Origin of the sequence: Leifsonia sp. RAF41 (assembly GCF_052114085.1) — a bacterium.
GTDB lineage: Bacteria > Actinomycetota > Actinomycetes > Actinomycetales > Microbacteriaceae > Leifsonia.
The window spans coordinates 2,956,447-2,973,121 of record NZ_JBFREB010000001.1 but is presented as its reverse complement, the minus strand read 5'-3'; the positions used below and the strand labels follow the sequence as shown (position 1 = coordinate 2,973,121).

The 16,675-nt window shown below is 71.2% G+C and carries 18 protein-coding genes; 5 read left to right on the top strand and 13 right to left on the bottom strand.

What is annotated here, in order from left to right; translation table 11 throughout:
- Positions 1–15 precede the first annotated feature (15 nt).
- Complete coding sequence (locus AB4Y74_RS14435) at positions 16–1,335, top strand: protein kinase domain-containing protein (protein WP_441799752.1); 1,320 nt, start codon at positions 16–18, stop codon at positions 1,333–1,335.
- A gap of 60 nt (positions 1,336–1,395) precedes the next feature.
- On the top strand, positions 1,396–2,376 hold the full coding sequence (locus AB4Y74_RS14430) for a diacylglycerol/lipid kinase family protein (RefSeq protein ID WP_441799751.1): 981 nt from the start codon (positions 1,396–1,398) through the stop codon (positions 2,374–2,376).
- Between the two features lie 67 nt (positions 2,377–2,443).
- Here AB4Y74_RS14430 and gap read toward each other — a convergent pair whose 3' ends face one another.
- The 5 genes from gap to AB4Y74_RS14405 all read right to left on the bottom strand — a co-directional run bounded on the left by gap (position 2,444) and on the right by AB4Y74_RS14405 (position 6,722).
- A complete protein-coding gene (gene gap / locus AB4Y74_RS14425; RefSeq protein WP_441799750.1) occupies positions 2,444–3,442 on the bottom strand; it encodes a type I glyceraldehyde-3-phosphate dehydrogenase in 999 nt (332 codons plus the stop codon).
- Between the two features lie 211 nt (positions 3,443–3,653).
- The gene (locus AB4Y74_RS14420) at positions 3,654–4,598 is read right to left on the bottom strand and encodes a GlxA family transcriptional regulator (protein WP_441799749.1); all 945 of its coding nucleotides are present in this window, start codon (positions 4,596–4,598) and stop codon (positions 3,654–3,656) included.
- Entirely contained in the window at positions 4,595–5,026 is a 432-nt protein-coding gene (locus tag AB4Y74_RS14415) for a MarR family winged helix-turn-helix transcriptional regulator (protein WP_441799748.1), read from the bottom strand. The genes AB4Y74_RS14420 and AB4Y74_RS14415 overlap by 4 nt, the downstream gene beginning before the upstream one ends.
- A 57-nt stretch (positions 5,027–5,083) precedes the next feature.
- On the bottom strand, positions 5,084–6,517 hold the full coding sequence (argG, locus tag AB4Y74_RS14410) for an argininosuccinate synthase (RefSeq protein ID WP_441799747.1): 1,434 nt from the start codon (positions 6,515–6,517) through the stop codon (positions 5,084–5,086).
- Positions 6,518–6,542: 25 nt separating this feature from the next.
- Positions 6,543–6,722: a hypothetical protein gene (locus AB4Y74_RS14405; protein ID WP_441799746.1), complete on the bottom strand. Its 180-nt coding sequence runs from the start codon at positions 6,720–6,722 to the stop codon at positions 6,543–6,545.
- Between the two features lie 73 nt (positions 6,723–6,795).
- On the opposite strand from AB4Y74_RS14405, the gene AB4Y74_RS14400 reads away from it, so the two are divergent.
- Positions 6,796–7,254, top strand: a complete 459-nt coding sequence (locus AB4Y74_RS14400) for a hypothetical protein (RefSeq protein ID WP_441799745.1) — start codon at positions 6,796–6,798, stop codon at positions 7,252–7,254.
- A 4-nt stretch (positions 7,255–7,258) separates the two neighbouring features.
- Here the strand turns inward: AB4Y74_RS14400 and AB4Y74_RS14395 are convergent, their stop codons facing one another.
- Both AB4Y74_RS14395 and AB4Y74_RS14390 read right to left on the bottom strand, forming a co-directional pair.
- Positions 7,259–7,876 carry a M15 family metallopeptidase gene (locus AB4Y74_RS14395; RefSeq protein WP_441799744.1) on the bottom strand — a complete coding sequence of 206 codons (618 nt, stop codon included), beginning with the start codon at positions 7,874–7,876 and terminating at the stop codon, positions 7,259–7,261.
- A gap of 171 nt (positions 7,877–8,047) precedes the next feature.
- Positions 8,048–8,524: a MarR family winged helix-turn-helix transcriptional regulator gene (locus AB4Y74_RS14390; protein WP_441799743.1), complete on the bottom strand. Its 477-nt coding sequence runs from the start codon at positions 8,522–8,524 to the stop codon at positions 8,048–8,050.
- Between the two features lie 59 nt (positions 8,525–8,583).
- Here AB4Y74_RS14390 and AB4Y74_RS14385 point away from each other — a divergent pair, with 59 nt between their 5' ends.
- On the top strand, positions 8,584–9,201 hold the full coding sequence (locus AB4Y74_RS14385) for an NAD(P)-dependent oxidoreductase (RefSeq protein WP_441799742.1): 618 nt from the start codon (positions 8,584–8,586) through the stop codon (positions 9,199–9,201).
- Between the two features lie 194 nt (positions 9,202–9,395).
- Here AB4Y74_RS14385 and AB4Y74_RS14380 read toward each other — a convergent pair whose 3' ends face one another.
- Both AB4Y74_RS14380 and AB4Y74_RS14375 read right to left on the bottom strand, forming a co-directional pair.
- Complete coding sequence (locus tag AB4Y74_RS14380; protein ID WP_441799741.1) at positions 9,396–11,096, bottom strand: amidase; 1,701 nt, start codon at positions 11,094–11,096, stop codon at positions 9,396–9,398.
- Positions 11,093–12,145 carry an agmatine deiminase family protein gene (locus AB4Y74_RS14375; RefSeq protein ID WP_441799740.1) on the bottom strand — a complete coding sequence of 351 codons (1,053 nt, stop codon included), beginning with the start codon at positions 12,143–12,145 and terminating at the stop codon, positions 11,093–11,095. The genes AB4Y74_RS14380 and AB4Y74_RS14375 overlap by 4 nt, the downstream gene beginning before the upstream one ends.
- Before the next feature lie 79 nt (positions 12,146–12,224).
- Here AB4Y74_RS14375 and AB4Y74_RS14370 point away from each other — a divergent pair, with 79 nt between their 5' ends.
- Positions 12,225–12,839: a TetR/AcrR family transcriptional regulator gene (locus AB4Y74_RS14370; protein ID WP_441799739.1), complete on the top strand. Its 615-nt coding sequence runs from the start codon at positions 12,225–12,227 to the stop codon at positions 12,837–12,839.
- Positions 12,840–12,876: 37 nt separating this feature from the next.
- Here AB4Y74_RS14370 and AB4Y74_RS14365 read toward each other — a convergent pair whose 3' ends face one another.
- The 4 genes from AB4Y74_RS14365 to AB4Y74_RS14350 form a co-directional block, all read right to left on the bottom strand.
- Positions 12,877–13,929 carry an alpha/beta fold hydrolase gene (locus AB4Y74_RS14365; protein ID WP_441799738.1) on the bottom strand — a complete coding sequence of 351 codons (1,053 nt, stop codon included), beginning with the start codon at positions 13,927–13,929 and terminating at the stop codon, positions 12,877–12,879.
- Positions 13,926–14,843 (bottom strand): alpha/beta hydrolase, encoded by a 918-nt coding sequence (locus AB4Y74_RS14360; protein WP_441799737.1) that lies wholly within the window; start codon positions 14,841–14,843, stop codon positions 13,926–13,928. The genes AB4Y74_RS14365 and AB4Y74_RS14360 overlap by 4 nt, the downstream gene beginning before the upstream one ends.
- The gene (locus AB4Y74_RS14355) at positions 14,840–15,586 is read right to left on the bottom strand and encodes a 3-hydroxybutyrate dehydrogenase (RefSeq protein ID WP_441799736.1); all 747 of its coding nucleotides are present in this window, start codon (positions 15,584–15,586) and stop codon (positions 14,840–14,842) included. Before AB4Y74_RS14355 ends, AB4Y74_RS14360 begins: the two co-directional genes overlap by 4 nt.
- Positions 15,587–15,666: 80 nt before the next feature.
- Positions 15,667–16,647: a Gfo/Idh/MocA family protein gene (locus AB4Y74_RS14350; protein ID WP_441799735.1), complete on the bottom strand. Its 981-nt coding sequence runs from the start codon at positions 16,645–16,647 to the stop codon at positions 15,667–15,669.
- Between the last annotated feature and the right edge of the window lie 28 nt (positions 16,648–16,675).

The following is a 16,675-nucleotide window of genomic DNA, read 5'->3' as shown; positions in this document are numbered from 1 at the left end:
GCGTATGCTCGCGCGGTGGATGAAAGAGTGCTCCTCGAGCGGTACGAGTTGCACGACCAACTCGGTCGTGGCGGAATGGCGACGGTTTTCCGTGCGCTCGACCGCCGGCTGAACCGAGAGGTCGCCGTCAAGGTGTTCGCCGCGGGAACCGCCGTGGATGACGCCCGGCGGAGCACCGAAGCCACGATGCTCGCGCGGCTGAGTCACCCGCACCTGGTCGCCCTGCACGATGCCCACCTCGCCTCCGACGGCGACGCGACGCCCAGCTTCCTGGTGATGGAGCTGGTGGACGGCGAGGACCTCCGGAGTCGCCTCCAAGGCGGTCCCCTGCCGACCGAGGAGGCGATCGAGGTGGCCGCCGGTATCGCGGAGGCGCTCGTCGTCGTGCACGACGCCGGGATGGTGCACCGCGACCTGAAACCGGGCAACATCCTGTTCGCCGACTCCAGCATTCCCGGCGGCCGGCCGGTCGTTAAGCTCGCCGACTTCGGCATCGCGCACCTGGTCGGGTCCGAGCGGATCACGACCATCGGCACGGTCATCGGAACGGCCGGCTACCTCAGCCCCGAGCAGATCTTCGCCGGCGAACCGGGGCCGGCGGCGGACATCTACTCCCTCGGACTGGTGGTGCTCGAGTCGCTCACCGGCGTGCGCGAGTACCCGGGCAACCCGGTGGAGGCCGTGGCGGCGCGGGCGGCGCGCGACCCGCGCATCCCCGCATCTCTCCCGGAGGACTGGCGCGGGCTGCTCGCCGCGATGACAGCGCGGGATCCCGATCTGCGGCCGAACGCGATGGAGGTTGCCGTGATGGCCCGGGAGCTTGCGCCGCAACTGGCCGGCTGGGCACCCGAGGCGCCGGAAGACGTGGCGACCGTGCCGATGTCGTCATTCGGCGGTGTGCCGGTCGCGGCGGCTGCGGGCGTGACGACTCCCGTCGCGGAGAGCGAGACCGGGCCGACGCGGGTGCTGCCCGCTCGGCGGACGACGCGCTCGCGGCCGGAGCCGCGCCGCCGTCGCGGTCTCGTCGCCGCCGGTGCCGTCGCCGGGTCGATCCTGGTCGTCGCCTCCGCGCTTGCGCTCGGAAGCGTGATGGCGCCGGGGTCGGCGGAGCCGCAGACCGTTCCCACGACCCCGCGGCCGACCCCGAGCGTGCAGGCCCCGCCCGCGACGGTTGCCCCCGCCGTGGCTCCGACCCAGGAACCGACACAGACCGTCCCGCAGCAGCCGGTGCAGCAGGCACCGGCGAAGCAGGAGCCAGCGAAGCCGGCTCCTGGCCCGGGCAAAGATAAGACTCCTCCTGGGAAGGGGAAGGACAAGGGCAAGGGCAAGGGCTGACCGCCCTTCGCGTCTTCGCTCCGCTTCCGCAGCCGCCCCATCGCCGGTACTGTCCGGGGTATGCCCGAGCAACCGAGAACCGCTGCCATCGTCGTGAACCCGGTGAAGGTGGATGAGCCCGCGTTGCGCGAAGCGCTCGCGGCCGCCGAGAAGCGCTGGGGCTGGGCAGAGACCCTCTGGCTCGAGACGACCGAGGACGACCCGGGGACAGGCCAGGCGAAGGAGGCCCTCGAACGCGGCGTCGACGTCGTGATCGCTGCCGGTGGCGACGGGACGGTGCGCACGGTCGCCGAAACCCTGCGCGGCACGGGGGTGCCGATCGCCTTACTGCCCTCCGGCACCGGCAACCTGCTCGCCCGCAACCTCGATCTGACCCTGGACGACGTGGAGAACGCGCTCGACTCAGCCTTCGACGGCGGCGATCGGGCGATCGACATGGGCGTCGTCGAACTCCGCGACGGCAGCGGACCCACCCGGCGGCACGCTTATCTGGTCATGGCGGGGGTCGGTATCGACGCCCAGATGATCGCCGCGACCGACGACGACCTCAAAGCGCGCCACGGCTGGCTCGCCTACGTGAAGGCGATAGGGAAGGTGCTGCGCGACAAGAACGAGCTCCGCATCCGCTACCAGCTCGACAAGGGCGGGCAGCACTCGGCGCGTGCCCACACCGTCCTGATCGGCAACTGCGGCTCGCTGCCCGCCAACGTCCTCCTGCTTCCCGACGCGGCCGTGGATGACGGCGAGTTCGACATCATCGTGCTGCGGCCCGAGGGCTTCATCGGGTGGGTGCAGATCGCGGTCAAGATCTTCTGGGAGAACGGCGTCCTCCGCCGGACCAGCGTGGGCCGGCGCCTGATGGGCGCCGACCACGAGGTCCGCGCGATGAACTACCTGAAGGGGAGCGAGTTCGTCATGCGGTTGAGCCGCGCTGAGGAGGTGGAGCTGGACGGCGACCTGTTCGGTCGCGCGTCCGCGCTCCGGACCTGGGTCGACCCGTCGAGTCTCACGGTGAAGGTGCCGCGCGCGGTGGAGCTATAGGGCAGCGCGGAGCGGTGCCGCGGCCCCAGCGCCGAGGGAGCCTGCGACCGAGGTAACGGTGGCCTGATCAGGCGCGCGCCAACAGCTCCAGCGTGTCGACGACGCGGTTGGAGAAGCCCCACTCGTTGTCGTACCAGGCGACGACCTTGATGTGGCGGCCGTCCACCCGCGTGAGAGCGGCGTCGAAGATCGACGAAGCCGGCTGACCGGTGATGTCGCTGGAGACCAGCGGCTCGTCGGCGTAGTCCAGGATGCCGCGCAGTCGGCCGTCGGCGGCCGCGCGGTACGCGGCGAGCACCTCGTCGCGCGTGACATCACGGGCGACCGTGGTGTTCAGCTCCACGATGGACCCGACCGGGACGGGGACGCGGATGGAGTCACCCGAGAGCTTTCCGTCGAGCTGCGGCAGCACGAGACCGATGGCCTTGGCCGCGCCGGTCGTCGTCGGGACGATGTTCACAGCGGCCGCACGCGCACGGCGGAGGTCGCGGTGCGGGCCGTCCTGCAGATTCTGCTCCTGGGTGTACGCGTGAACGGTCGTCATGAAGCCGTGCTCGATGCCGGCGAGGTCGTCCAGCACCTGCGCGAGCGGAGCGAGCGCGTTCGTCGTGCAGGAGGCGTTGGAGACGATTACGTGATTCTCCGGATCGAAGGCGTCGGTGTTGACGCCGTAGGCGAGGGTGACGTCCGCGCCGTCGGCGGGCGCGCTCACCAGGACGCGCTTCGCGCCAGCGGCGATGTGAGCGCGGGCAGCGCCGGCGGAGGTGAAGCGTCCGGTGGACTCGAGCACCACATCCACCCCCAGCTCCGCCCACGGCAGGTCGGCGGGCTCGCGCTCGGCGAGCACGCGGATGCGGTGGCCGTCGACCACCAGCGCGTCGCCGTCGACCTCGACGGTGCGGCCCAGGCGGCCGAGGGAGCTGTCGTACTTCAGCAGGTGAGCGAGCGTCGCGGGGGCGGTGAGGTCATTGATGGCGACGACCTCGAGGTGGGAGTCGCGCTCCAGCAGGGCGCGGAGGGTGTTGCGGCCGATGCGGCCGAAGCCATTGATGGCGATGCGGGTCATGGGGTTCCTTTCGTGTACCGCATCCATGCTCCGTGAGCCTCCGTGAGCTCGCCAGAGGCACGAATGACACGTATCGCAAGCATCCCGCCAGACATTGCGCCACCTACCGTAAGTATCCCGCCAGGCACCTCCCGGGGCCGCGGTCGAGTCGTGAGTAGATGCCGTAACGGGGGCCGAGTTGCGACATGATGTCGCAACTCGACGCGAGAGGTCAGGCCGAGAAGGTGTGACGGTACTCCGTCGGCGATGTGCCCAGGATGCGCTGGAAGTGCAGGCGGAGGTTCGCGCCCGTCCCGAGTCCCACGCGGGCGGCGATCTGCTCGACGCCCAGATCCGTCCGCTCCAGCAGCTCGCGCGCCAGGTCGACGCGGGCGCGCAGCACCCACTGCATCGGTGTGTAGCCGGTGTCCTCGACGAAGCGTCGTGAGAACGTCCGAGGGGAGACGTTCGCGTTCCGGGCGAGCTCCTCCAGCGTCAGCGGTTCGGCGAGGCGGGCGAGCGCCCAGTCGCGGGTCTCCGCGAACAGGTCGCCGAGCGGCTCCGGGACGCTGCGCGGCACGTACTGCGCCTGCCCGCCGCTCCGGTACGGAGCCGCAACCAGTCGCCGGGCGACCCTGTTCGACAGTCCGACCCCGTGATCCCGCCGCACGAGGTGCAGGCAGAGGTCGATTCCGGATGCGGCACCGGCCGAGGTGAGGATGTCGCCCTCGTCGACGAACAACACGTTCTCATCGACCCGGACGAGAGGATGCCGCTCCGCCAGCGCGCGCGTGTAATGCCAGTGCGTCGTCGCCCGCTTACCGTCGAGCAACCCTGTCGCCGCCAGGGCGAACGCTCCGGTCGAGATCGCAGCCAGTCGCGCGCCGCGTTCGTGAGCCGCGAGCAGGGCGCCGACGACCGCCGCGGGAGGGTCCGTCGTGGCCGGGTTGCGGTAGCCCGGCACGAACACGGTGTCCGCCTGCGCGAGGGCCTCCAGACCATCGGCCACGTGGTACGACAGCCCGTCCCCTCCCGTCACGAGGCCGGGCGCCGCCCCGCACACGCGCACCTCGTACGGCATGCTCTCCCGGTGCGAGAACACTTGCGCCGGGATGCCGACGTCGAGCGGCTTCGCGCCCTCCAGCACCAGCACGGCGACGCGGTGGGAGGCGGTCATGACCGCGCGGAGACGATCTGCACGAGCGCGGCGCGCAGGGCGGCCGGGTCGCCGACGTCGGGGAAGACCTCGTCCTCCAGGCCCCGCACACCGGCGAACGCCGTGCGCCCCTCCGGCGTGATCGCCAGGACGTGGCGCCGGCGGTCGGCCGGGTCGGGCGTCCGGGTGACGAGCCCCTCCCGCACCAGCCGGTCGACCGTGCCGGACATGGTCTGCGGCTCGACCTGCGCCATCCGCGCCAGATCGGATTGCGAGTCGAAGCCCAGCTCGAGCAGGTGCAGCACGATCAGGCCGGCGTGGGTGAGGCCGCGTGCCTCGAGAGCATCCGCCCAGGCCCGCTCGACCGCCCGGGATGCGGCACCGAGCAGCCGGCCGAGGGGCCAGTTCTCAGGGCGGTGCTCCTCCGCCTCCGCCGCGCGCGCGTCCATACCCTCATGGTACGGATCGAACGAGGATGTGGCGCTCGGTGCGCCGCATCCGACAGCTCAGTCGGTGCCGGAGTCGAACGCCGCGCCCTCGGAGCTGAGGTCGATGTCGCGCGAGAGCGCCTCGTCGATCGGCTCGACGCCTTCGAGGATCGCGCGGGCGCGTCCCGCCTCCAGCTCGCCGACCAGCTCACCGGTCGGGCCGCCGATGAGGCCGGACGCCGCGTACTGCTCCAGGCGGGAGCGGGAGTCGGCGATGTCGAGGTTGCGCATGGTCAGCTGGCCGATGCGGTCGCCCGGGCCGAACGCCGAGTTGCCGACCCGCTCCATGGATAGCTTCTCGGGGTGGTAGCTGAGCGCGGGGCCGGTCGTGTCGAGGATGGTGTAGTCGTCGCCGCGGCGCAGGCGCAGGGTGACCTCGCCGGTGATGGCGGAGCCGACCCAGCGCTGCAGGGACTCGCGGAGCATGAGCGACTGCGGGTCCAGCCAGCGGCCCTCGTACATCAGGCGGCCGAGGCGGCGGCCCTCGTTGTGGTAGTTCGCGACGGTGTCCTCGTTGTGGATCGCGTTCAGGAGCCGCTCGTAGACGATGTGCAGCAGCGCCATGCCCGGCGCCTCGTAGATGCCGCGACTCTTCGCCTCGATGATGCGGTTCTCGATCTGGTCGGACGCGCCCAGCCCGTGACGGCCGCCGATGGCGTTCGCCTCCAGCACGAGGGCCACCGGGTCATCGAACTCGACGCCGTTGATGGCGACGGGACGCCCGGCCTCGAAGCGCACGGAAACCGTCTCCGGCGTCACCTGCACGTCGTCGCGCCACGCCGCGACCCCCATGATCGGGTCGACGATGTCGAGCCCGGCATCCAACTCCTCCAAGCGCTTCGCCTCGTGGGTGGCGCCCCAGATGTTGGCGTCCGTCGAGTACGCCTTCTCGGTCGCGTCGCGATACGGGAAGCCGCGGGCGACGAGCCACTCGCTCATCTCGGTCCGGCCGCCCAGCTCCTCCACGAACGCGGCGTCGAGCCACGGCTTGTAGATGCGGAGGCGCGGGTTGGCGATGAGGCCGTAGCGGTAGAACCGCTCGATGTCGTTGCCCTTGTAGGTCGAGCCGTCGCCCCAGATCTCGACGCCGTCATCCATCATCGCGCGCACCAGCATGACGCCGGTGACCGCGCGGCCCAGGGGAGTGGTGTTGAAGTAGGTCTTGCCGCCCGAGCGGATGTGGAACGCGCCGCACTGCAGCGCGATCAGGCCCTCTTCGACGAGCGCGCGCTTCGCATCCACGAGCCGGGCGATCTCGGCTCCGTACTCGTGGGCACGACCCGGGACGGCCGCGATGTCGGGTTCGTCGTACTGGCCGATGTCGGCGGTGTACGTGCACGGCACGGCGCCCTTCTCGCGCATCCATGCGACCGCGCAGGAGGTATCGAGCCCTCCCGAGAACGCGATTCCGACTCGTTCACCGACGGGCAGACTGCTCAATACCTTGGACACGCGCTCCAGTTTAGTGAGCGTGTCACTATGCTGCGGCCAGGGGTCGTTTCATACCGAGGGGGATGGTTGTGGCGGGAGTGAGGGCGCGCGGATTCGCGCTGGTGTGCGCGGTGGCGCTCACCGTGACGATGGCCGGATGCACGGGGGTGGATGCGGAGGCGGAGATGCCCAGGGCTTCGGCATCGCCGACGCCTTCCGCAGCCACGACTGCGACTCCTCCCCCGACTCCTACGCCGACGCCTACCCCGTCGACGGACCCGGCCGATCCGGCCACGTGGGTGATCTCGTTCGACGCGATCGGACCGCTCGTCTCGGGGGCGCCGCTGGCGGACGTTCCCGGTGAGCTCGCCGCCTTCCGGCAACTGCGCGCTCCGGACGCGGAATGCTCGGCTTTCGTGTACGTCCTGACCGGTCAATTCAATGCCAGTGTCCGCGCCGAGCGCGGAGACCCTTCCCGGGCCGCGGAGTCCACCGTCTTCTGGAAGGGGACGGCGGCGCCCGCCGCGGCCGACGTCGAGCGCTCGCCGCGCACGGCCACCGGGATCGGGATCGGCTCCTCGCTCGATCAACTGAAGGCCGCCTACCCGGAGCTCCGCGTGACGCAGGAGAGCGGCGTTCCGACCTACGGGATCACGGACGGCAGCCGCTGGATGCTCTTCCGCGATCTCTACGCGGGTGGCACCGTCACGGCCATCCAGGTGGGCACCAACACCATGATTGCCAACGAGGTCTGCTGACGGATCAGCCGCGGCCGTCGGGTGACTGGGCGGGGCACTCGCCGCCGGGCTGCGTGCGCAGCTCGAAGTGCCAAGCCTCGTTCGCGTAGACCTGGCACAGCCCCCAGGCGGAGCCGTACCGGTTGAGGTAGTCCATCGCTCCGGCGTCCGCGATGTCGACCGCTTCGCCGCGTACGTGGGCGGAGTCGCTTCCGCGCTTCACCCACTTCTCGGCCTCCTCCTCGCTGCCGTAGTCGCGCACCGCCTGCGCGAACAGGTGCTCCTGGTAGCGCTCGGATCGCCAGCCATCGGCGATGGTGATCCCGGAGCCGCTGCCTTCCTCCTGCATGGCGCGCTGCGCATCGCGGAGGGCCGACAGCAGTTCAGGGTCGAGCCGGGTCACGGCCGGGAGGTCGCTGTCGAGGGGCACTGATGAGCCGTCGGCGATGTAACCGTCGTCGTCGGACAAGCCACCGTCGCCGCCCGGCACCGCACCCGCCTGCAGGGATCCGCCTGCGCTCGCAGGCTGTGCGAGCGCTCCGCTCGTGACGGCCGAGCATCCCGACAGGGCGACGCTCAGCGCGACGGATGCGGCGGCGACGGACAGGGCTGCGCCGAGGATGCGTGACTTCGTGGAGTGCATACCCCCACGCTCGCAGTCACGAGAGGGGACGCGCGTCCATCCCCCGGCGCATCCGCATCACCCCTCCGACGGACGCGCGGCGCACGATTTGCGCCAAATGAAGGGAATGCGGTGCCGATAACCGCGACTTGGCGCAAATCTCGACGGGGCGGGAGCGGGGGTGGGCGCGGGTCAGTGCCGCCCGCCGAGGCCGGGGTGGACGCCCGTGCGGTAACCGGCAGCCGCGACCAGCCGGGTCAGGGTCTCGAGCAGCTCAGCGCGCTGGCCGGCGTCGAGCGGTGCCAGCAGCGCCTCCTCCTGCTCCGCGGCGAGCCGGTCCCCGGCGGCGAGCACCTCGCGCGCGGCCGGGGTCAGGTGGATGGCGTAGGCGCGGCGATCGTCCGGGTGCCGTCGCCGTTCGACGAGCCCGCGCTCCTCGAGGTCGTCGATCATCCCGACCATCGAGTTGCGGTGAAGCCCGAGAGCGGTGGCGAGCTCCTGCTGCGTTCGACCCTCCTGGCGGGCGAGGTGGGCCAGCACGCCGAAGCGGTTGGGGGTGATCCCGAGCGGTGCGAGTGCAGCCGTGAAGCGCTGCGCGCTCTGCAACCCGAGCTGCGACAGGAGGAAGCTGGCGCGCGCTTCGAGCGGGGCGATCTCCGGTTCCGGCATCTCAATATCGTACCGAACCGTGATTGCACGGCGATGTGATTATCACTTATCATGACGACATGAGAATCGTCATCTTCGGAGCCGGCGGACGAACCGGCACCCAGCTCGTATCCCAAGCGCTCGAACGTGGCGACGAGGTCACCGCCGTCGTGCGCCGTCCGACGAGCCTCCCCGCCGGCGCGACGGAACGCATCGTGCCCGATCTGGCCGACACGGCAGCCGTGCGTGCGGCGATCGGGGAGGCAGACGCGGTTCTCTCCGCGATCGGGCCGCGCTCGCGTGCCGATGCTCCCGTCGCCGCCCCCGCGACCCGGCACATCCTTGCGGCCGCCCCCGGTCGCATCGTCGTCATCAGCGCAGCGCCCGTGGGACCGCCCCCCGCCGACGACAGCTTCATCAGCAGGAGGATCGCCCTCCCGCTCGTCGGACGCGCACTGCGGCCGGTCTACGACGACCTCCGCGAGATGGAGGAGGCGCTCGCCGCATCCGACACCGTCTGGACCGCCCTGCGGCCGCCGATGCTGACGAACGGTCGGGCCACGGGTCGTTACCGCACGCGTGTCGGCGGCGCCGTCCCGCGCGGGTTCACCATCTCGCGCGCCGACCTCGCCGCCGCGATGCTCGAGGCGCTCGGTCGGCCTGACACGGAGCGCCGCGCGGTCGGCGTCGCCGGCTGAGCCACGGCTGAGAGGCCGTCACTCGTTGCCCGAGCCCGAGATTTGCGCCAAATCGCGGTAATGCCGCTCCGATAACCACCATTTGGCACAAATCGCGAGCTCCGAGCGCGGCACATTCGTGCCGAATTTTCGCTTTGGACCGCCCATAAGCGACATTCGGCACGAATCGGAGCGTGCGGGCTACGCAGGCGCGGCTACGGGAGGCGCGGCGTGCGCGGCGGTTCCGTGCGGCGGGCGCCGGTGGCCTCGAACGCCGCGGCCAGCGACAGGAGCGCCGAATCGTCGTAGGCCCGGCCGGCGAACGTCAGGCCGACGGGCATCCCGGTGTCGGCCATCGTTCCCATCGGAACAGTGACGGTGGGGATGCCGAGGTGCCGCGGCACGAGGTTGCCATTCGCGACCCACACGCCGTTGCGCCACCCGAGGTCGGCCGAGGCGGGGTTCACGTCCATGTCGGCCGGAGCCACGTCCGCGACGGCCGGGAAGACCACCGCGTCGAGTCCGAGCCCATCCATCCACTCCTCCAGGTCGACCCGGCGCGTCTCCTCCAGGCCGCGCAGACCGTCGGCGAGCTCCGGGATGTCGTCGAGCGTCGTGCCGGGATGCTCGCGCACCCAGGCGGGGTAGTCGGCGATGTCGTCCTCGAAGCCGTCGTAGCGGTCGGGGAGGGCGCCAGCAGGCTGGGGGAAGATGCGCGCACCGTCGACGTCGGCGAGCGTACGGAGTTCCGGATCGCCGTTCGCGGCGAGGAAGTCGTCCCACGCCCAGGCCGAGAGGTCGACGATCTCGCGACGCAGGAACTCCGGCGTCACCAGACCGCGCGTCGCGATCGTGGGGGCTCCCGGCCGGTCGCCCTCGTAGTTCGAGACCACCGGGAAGTCGACCTCGATGACGGTCGCACCCGCCGCCTCGAGGTCCCGCCGTGCCTCCTCCCAGAGGGCGATGACGGACGCGCGGGTCTCGATGCGCCGCCCGGTCGCGCCGCCGATTCCCGGATGCTCGGCCGTCCCTGCCGCGGGGTCGGCGTTGATGTACATCCGCGGGATGCCGAACCGTCGCCCGGCGAGTGAGCCGGCCTCGGCCAGCCGACGATACGACGCAGGCCGCAGCTCGGAGGCGGCGGGCAGCGGCACCCACGGCTGCGCCCGCCAGAAGTCGCCGCGGGTCTCCGTGTCGTCGGCGACGATGACGTCCAGCACTTCGAGCAGGTCGGCCATGGTGCGCGTGTGCGGCACCACCACATCCATCGTCGGCACCAGGGGCCAGTTGCCCCGCACCGAGATGATGCCCCGCGACGGCGTGTAGGCGCAGAGGGCGTTGTTGGATGCGGGAGCGCGACCCGACGACCAGGTCTCCTCACCGAGGCCGAACGCGGCGAAGCTGGCGGCCGTAGCGGTGCCGGATCCGTTGGAGGAGCCCGACCCGAACGCGGCGGTCAGGTAGTCGCCGTTGTACGGCGACTCCGCCCTCCCGTAGACCCCGCGCTGCGTCCCGCCGTTCGCCATCGGCGGCATGTTGGTGAGCCCGAGCAGGATCGCGCCGCCCGCGCGCAGCCGCTCGATCGTGAAGGCGTCCCGCTGCGCGACCAGGTGCTCGAAGGCGGGCGAGCCGGCCGCGGCCGTCAGTCCGCGCGCCAGGTAGCTGTCCTTCGCGGTGTAGGGGATGCCGTCCAGCGGCCCCAGCGTCTCCCCGCGAGCGCGCCGCTGGTCGGAGGCGCGCGCCTCCGCGAGAGCGTCGGGGTTGCGGACCACGACGGCGTTGAGCATCGGGCCCGACGCGTCGTACGCGTCGATCCGCGCAAGATACGCCCGGACCAGGTCCTCGCTCGTCGTCCGGCCGGACTCCAGCGCTCGCCGCAGGTCGGCGATGGACGCCTCGACGACGTCGAACGTCATCGTGTCGCCTCCTGCGCCTCCGGGAGGGCGGGCTGCTGCTGGGTGATGCAGTGGATGCCGCCGCCGCGCGCGAAGATCGGCCGCGAGTCGATCATCGTCACCCGTCGTCCCGGGTACACCGCCTCCAGGATCTCGGTCGCCTCGGCGTCCGCACGCTCCTCGCCGAAGCCGCACGCCACGATGCCGTCGTTGACGACCAGGTGGTTCACGTAGCTCCAGTCGACGAAGCCTTCCTCGTCGCGGAGGGTCGCCGGCGCCGGGAGGTCGACGATGTCCCAGCTGCGGCCCGCGGCATCCGTCGTCTCCGACAGCAGCGCGCGCAGGTCGCGAGAGACCGCGAAGTCGGGGTGCTCGGCATCGCGCTGCGCGTGCAGTAGCAGAGTGCCGGGCGAGGGAATGGTCGCCACGATGTCGACGTGGCCGTTGGTCCCGAAGTCGTCGTAGTCGCGGGTCAGGCCGCGGGGCAGCCAGATGGCGTGGGTCGCGCCGATGGTCCGGGCGAGCTCCGCCTCCACGCGCGCCTTGTCGGCGTACTTGTTGCGCCGGGGGTCCAACTGGACCGTCTCGGTCAGGAGCACCGTGCCCTCGCCGTCGACGTGGATGCCGCCGCCCTCGTTCACGAGGAGCGAGCTGATCAGCTCTGCGCCGGTCTGCTCGGCCACGAAGCGAGCGATCTCGGCGGACTTCTGCCACTCCGCCCACCCCGGCTCGCCCCAGCCGTTGAACGTCCAGTCGACGGCGCCGAGGACGCCGGGGCGCTCGTCGTCGACGACGAAGGTGGGGCCGAAGTCGCGCATCCAGAATTCGTCCAGCGGTGCCTCCACCTGCTCCACGTGGCTGCCGAGCATGCGTCGTGCGCGCTCGCGCTCGCTGGGGTCGACGAGCATCGTGAGCGGCTCGTACTCGGCGACGGCGTGCGCGACAGCGGTCCAGGCGGCGTACGCCTCCTCAGCGGACGCGGCGTCGTCTCCGAGGGTGAGCCCGGCTCGCGGGAACGCCATCCAGGTGCGCTCGTGGGGAGCCGTCTCGGCGGGCATGCGCCAGGTCATCGTGTCCTCCGTCGGTCGGCGACCATTTGTTGATCAAATGATCAATAGGTGTCATGAAGTTACCTATACTGGGCGAACCATGTCAAGAGCAGCCCGCCGACCGCCCGAGGAGCGCCGCGCCGAACTGGCCGCCGCGGCGCGCGATCTGGCGCTCGCCGATGGTCTCGCCGCCGTGACCCTGCGGAGCGTCGCCGCTCGCGCCGGCGTGACGCCCGCGCTCGTCGCCCACTACCATCCCGCGATGGATCAGCTCGTCGCGTCCGCCTTCACCGCTGTCGTGGGTGCCGAGCTCGCCGAGGTGCGGGCGCTGCAGCAGGAGGCAGGGAGCCCCGAACGCCGACTCTCCGCTCTGCTGAGCACCCTGCTCGACGGTTCGCGGGACGACGTGACAGTCGTCTGGGTGGAGGCCTGGGCGCTCGGCCGCCGCAATGAGGCGCTCGCCGAGGCGGTCCGGGACCAGATGGATGCGTGGCAGGCGCACATCCACGGCGTGATCGCCGACGGTGTCGCCGCCGGCGTGTTCGTCACCGACGACGCGGCGGCCGCCGCCTGGCAGCTTCTCGGGATGATCGACGGCTTGAACGCGCAGGCGCTCGTCCGCTGGCCCGCGACCACCGGTCGTGCGGCCGCGCTCGCCCGTGCCGTCGAGGGAATGCTGGGGCTGGAGGCGGGGAGGCTCGACACCACGGTGTGACGCGAGATCGTCAGGTGGCGTCTCCGCGCCGCGTGTCTCAGCTGATCCAGGCGAGCAGCTCGGCGCGGAACTCCTCCGGCTTCTCGATGTGGGCGGAGTGTCCGCAGTTCTCGAAGACCACCTCCCGTGTCTGTCCCCCAGCCGCCGCGTAGCGGTCCAGGACGGCGCGCGTCTGGGCGAGCATCGGCTGCGGGGGAGCCACGTCGGCGCCGGGCCAGCCGGGGATGATGCCCGCCGCGCCCAGCTGGTTGAGGTCGAAGAAGGAGGCGTCGCCGACGATCGCATCCACATCCCCGTGGATCCACAGGATCGGCGGCTTCACCGGCGCATCCACGATCGCGGACGTATCGAAGTAAGTGGGGGCCAGCGTGTTCAGGATGCCGCGGGTCCCCGGGCCGAAACCGGGCCAGTGCTCCGATGTGCCGGCGTCGCCGGGGTAGTTGTCGGGGCCGGTCGCGGTGGAGAGCATCGACTCCACCCAGAGGTCCTCGTACTCCGAGACGAAGCCCGGCGCCACGTACGAGGATCGGTAGACGGCCCGCGGGGAGGTCGGTGACTCCTCGCCGGTGTCACCCGCCTCCAAACGTGCGACGAAGTCCGGATTCGCGCCGCCGCCGCCCGTACCGGACGCGTCCGGATTGAGCAGGGACCCGTCCGCTGCCGTGCCTCCGAAACCGTACGGCGACACCGGCGAGACGAGGGTCAGGCTCGCGACCAGCTCCGGCCGGTCGAGCTGCAGCTGCATGACGACGCCGCCACCCAGACTCCAGCCGACGATGTGGACGGCACCCAGGCCGAGCGCGTCGGCGACCGCCGCGACATCGTCGGAGAAGTCGCGGACGCCGCGCGTCGCATCCACGGGGAGGATCTCGCTGTCACCGAAGCCGCGCAGGTCGACCGCGAACGCACGAACGCCGCCCGGGAGCGAGAGCATGAGCGGCTGCCAGAACAGCGACGACGACACGTTGCCGTGCACGAACAGTACGGTCTGGAGCGGTTCGCCGTCGGCCGGGCGCTCCAGGACGTTGCCGGTGTAGCGGTCGGTGCGGACGGTGCGGGCGTCGATGCCGGGCAGCAGCGTTCCACTCATGCGGGTGACTCCTTCGGGTCGGAAGCGGGCGGTTCAACAGCGGGCGGATCGAGCAGCGGCAACACATGCCGCAGTCCGTGGTCGGTCATCAGGATCGTGTAGTGGTTGACATCGTCGGCTTCGTGCACGCTCATCCCCGGCAGCCGTTCCTTCCACTCGGCCACGACGGTCGGCTGGTACAGCGGCGGTCCGTCGAGCAGCCCGCGCGGAGCGCGGATGAACGCGACCGGCAGGCCGAGCCCGGCGAGGGCCTCCGCGTAGCCGCCGTCGCCGTACAACTCGACCGAGTTGACCGACACGGCCTCCTCGCTGACGCTGGACCGCAGAGTCGGCGCCTCGCCGACGAGGTCGTAGGCGACGTACCTGGCGAACGTGTCGTTCCACCAGGGCCCGATTGCGGGATGCTGCCGCCAGAACTGCTCGTAATCCTCGGCGGACGCGAAGGTGCGCCGCAGCCGTTCGAGGGCGGGCCCCAGCGCCACCGCCGTCACCTGCTCGGGCGGGATGTCCCGCGGCCACGGGATGGGCAAGCCTCCGTCGACGAGCACCAGCCTGACCACCCGCTCGGGGTGGCGCTCGGCGAAACGCACCGCGACGAAGGCTCCCATCGAATGACCGGCGACGACTGCGCGCTCCACACCCAGTGCGTCGAGCATCCCGGCAAGGTCGTCCGCGAGGTCGTTGAGGGTGAAGGGGCCCGGGAGTTCGCCGCTCCGTCCGCGGCCGCGGAGGTCCGGCGCGATCACCCGGGTGTCCGGCAGCGCCGAGGCCACCAACTGCCAGGACAGGTGATTCGCGGTGATCCCGTGGAGCGCCAGGACGGGAAGCCCCGGCGCGTCCGGATTCCAGCTGCCGCCGGCGAGCTGCCCGCCGGCAACGGTCGCGGTCACAGCTGCGTAGGGGGTGCCGCTCATCGAGCGCTCCAGCCGCCGTCCATCGTGTAGCTCGCGCCCGTGACCATCCCGGAGTCCGGGCCGACCAGCCACAGCGCGAGGCTGCCCACCTCGGCGGGCTCGACCAGGCGCTTGATCGCGGCCTCGGTCAGCATGACCTTCTCGACCACCTCGTCCTCCGGGATGCCGTGCAGGCGCGCCTGGTCGGCGATCTGCTTCTCGACGAGCGGCGTTCGGACGTAGCCGGGGTTGATGCAGTTCGAGGTGACACCGTGCGGACCGCCCTCGAGTGCCGTCGTCTTCGAGAGGCCCTCAAGCGCGTGCTTGGCCGTCACATACGCGGATTTGAACTCCGAGGCGCGCAGGCCGTGGACGCTCGAGATGTTGACGATACGGCCGAAGCCGCGATCGTACATCCCGGGCAGCGCGGCGCGGATGAGGAGGAACGGAGCCTCGACCATGATCCGGAGCATGAGGGAGAAAGTCTCCGGCTCGAACTCGGGGAGGGGTCGGACGTGCTGGATTCCGGCGTTGTTGACGAGGATGTCGGTCTCCACCGAGACATCCGCGAGGGCGGCGGTGTCGGCGAGGTCGACCTCCCATGCTTCGCCCCCGAGCCGCTCCGCCACGTCGCGCGCGGCGGCGCCGTTGAGGTCGGCGATGGTGACCCGCGCCCCCGCGGCGGCGAAGGCCTCCGCGCAGGCCAGCCCGATGCCGCTGGCGCCTCCCGTGATGAGCGCCCGCCTGCCGGAGAGATCCGTCATCCTCGATGCTCCTTCCCGCCGGGCCAGCGGCCCTCGCCGCACTCTAACTCCGTGCCTGGCGCAGGCGGAAGGGTTCCGGCCTATTCGTAGTCGAGCCCGATGCGTTCCCGGATGGTGTCGAGCGTGCCCATGATCGCCACCGTCTGCGAGAGCGGCAGCCGAACGTCCTCGCCGCCTCCCGCGGCGATGAGCCGCTCGATCGCGCGGGCCTGGTACTGCATCCCACGTCCGTCGATGCGCGACTCGTACGTCTCGATGACGTGGCCCTTCGGGTCGACGACGCGAAAGCTGGTCGGCGCGTAGAACGTCGCGTCGAGCTCGACCCGGGCGTCCGTCCCGACGATGACGGCGCTGTTGTCGCCGGCGGCGTCGAGCTCGGTCGTCAGGGCCGCCTGGGCGCCGCTCTCGTAGCCCAGAAGGATGGAGGTCTGGCGGTCCACGCCCGTCGCCGTGGGGGTGGAGAGGGCGAGAACCTCGCTCGGGGCGCCGAGCACATCCCAGGCGAAGGACACCGGGTAGATGCCGAGGTCGAGCAGCGCGCCGCCGCCGAGCGACCGTTTCAGCATCCGGCCCTCCGGGTCGGGATTGGTGAGCTGGACGTGGTGCGCCACGACCGACCGCAGCTCGCCGAGGGTGCCGTCGCTGATGATCTCCTGCAGCCGCTCCATGTGGGGCAGCCAGCGCGTCCACATCGCTTCGAGTGCCACCAGGCCGCCGGCGTGGGCGGCGTCGGCGATCTGCCGGGCCTCCCGCTCGTTCATGGTGAACGGCTTCTCGACCAGCACGTGCTTGCCGGCGGCGAGGGCGAGCAGGGCGTTCGGGGCGTGCTGGGGATGCGGAGTCGCGACGTAGACGATGTCCACATCCGGATCGGCGACGAGATCCTCGTAGCTGCCGTGCGAGCGCGGGATGGCGTTGGCTGCGGCGAACCGGGCCGCCGACTCCGCCGTGCGCGAGCCGACCGCGGCGACGGTGTGGCCGTCGAGCTGCAGGTCGCGCGTCATGGCGGCCGCGATGCCGCCCGTTCCGAGGATGCCCCAGGCGGGGGAGGAGGTCGTCATGCGGTCATCGTACCGATGGGTCGGCCGG

What these genes read in the sequence shown, in the direction of transcription:
- AB4Y74_RS14430 (WP_441799751.1), top strand. Translation starts at nt 1,396, where the DNA reads ATGCCCGAGCAACCGAGAACCGCTGCCATCGTCGTGAACCCGGTGAAG.
- gap (WP_441799750.1), bottom strand. Translation starts at nt 3,442, where the DNA reads ATGACCCGCATCGCCATCAATGGCTTCGGCCGCATCGGCCGCAACACC.
- AB4Y74_RS14420 (WP_441799749.1), bottom strand. Translation starts at nt 4,598, where the DNA reads ATGACCGCCTCCCACCGCGTCGCCGTGCTGGTGCTGGAGGGCGCGAAG.
- AB4Y74_RS14415 (WP_441799748.1), bottom strand. Translation starts at nt 5,026, where the DNA reads ATGGACGCGCGCGCGGCGGAGGCGGAGGAGCACCGCCCTGAGAACTGG.
- AB4Y74_RS14395 (WP_441799744.1), bottom strand. Translation starts at nt 7,876, where the DNA reads ATGCACTCCACGAAGTCACGCATCCTCGGCGCAGCCCTGTCCGTCGCC.
- AB4Y74_RS14390 (WP_441799743.1), bottom strand. Translation starts at nt 8,524, where the DNA reads ATGCCGGAACCGGAGATCGCCCCGCTCGAAGCGCGCGCCAGCTTCCTC.
- AB4Y74_RS14385 (WP_441799742.1), top strand. Translation starts at nt 8,584, where the DNA reads ATGAGAATCGTCATCTTCGGAGCCGGCGGACGAACCGGCACCCAGCTC.
- AB4Y74_RS14380 (WP_441799741.1), bottom strand. Translation starts at nt 11,096, where the DNA reads ATGACGTTCGACGTCGTCGAGGCGTCCATCGCCGACCTGCGGCGAGCG.
- AB4Y74_RS14375 (WP_441799740.1), bottom strand. Translation starts at nt 12,145, where the DNA reads ATGACCTGGCGCATGCCCGCCGAGACGGCTCCCCACGAGCGCACCTGG.
- AB4Y74_RS14370 (WP_441799739.1), top strand. Translation starts at nt 12,225, where the DNA reads ATGTCAAGAGCAGCCCGCCGACCGCCCGAGGAGCGCCGCGCCGAACTG.
- AB4Y74_RS14365 (WP_441799738.1), bottom strand. Translation starts at nt 13,929, where the DNA reads ATGAGTGGAACGCTGCTGCCCGGCATCGACGCCCGCACCGTCCGCACC.
- AB4Y74_RS14360 (WP_441799737.1), bottom strand. Translation starts at nt 14,843, where the DNA reads ATGAGCGGCACCCCCTACGCAGCTGTGACCGCGACCGTTGCCGGCGGG.
- AB4Y74_RS14355 (WP_441799736.1), bottom strand. Translation starts at nt 15,586, where the DNA reads ATGACGGATCTCTCCGGCAGGCGGGCGCTCATCACGGGAGGCGCCAGC.
- AB4Y74_RS14350 (WP_441799735.1), bottom strand. Translation starts at nt 16,647, where the DNA reads ATGACGACCTCCTCCCCCGCCTGGGGCATCCTCGGAACGGGCGGCATC.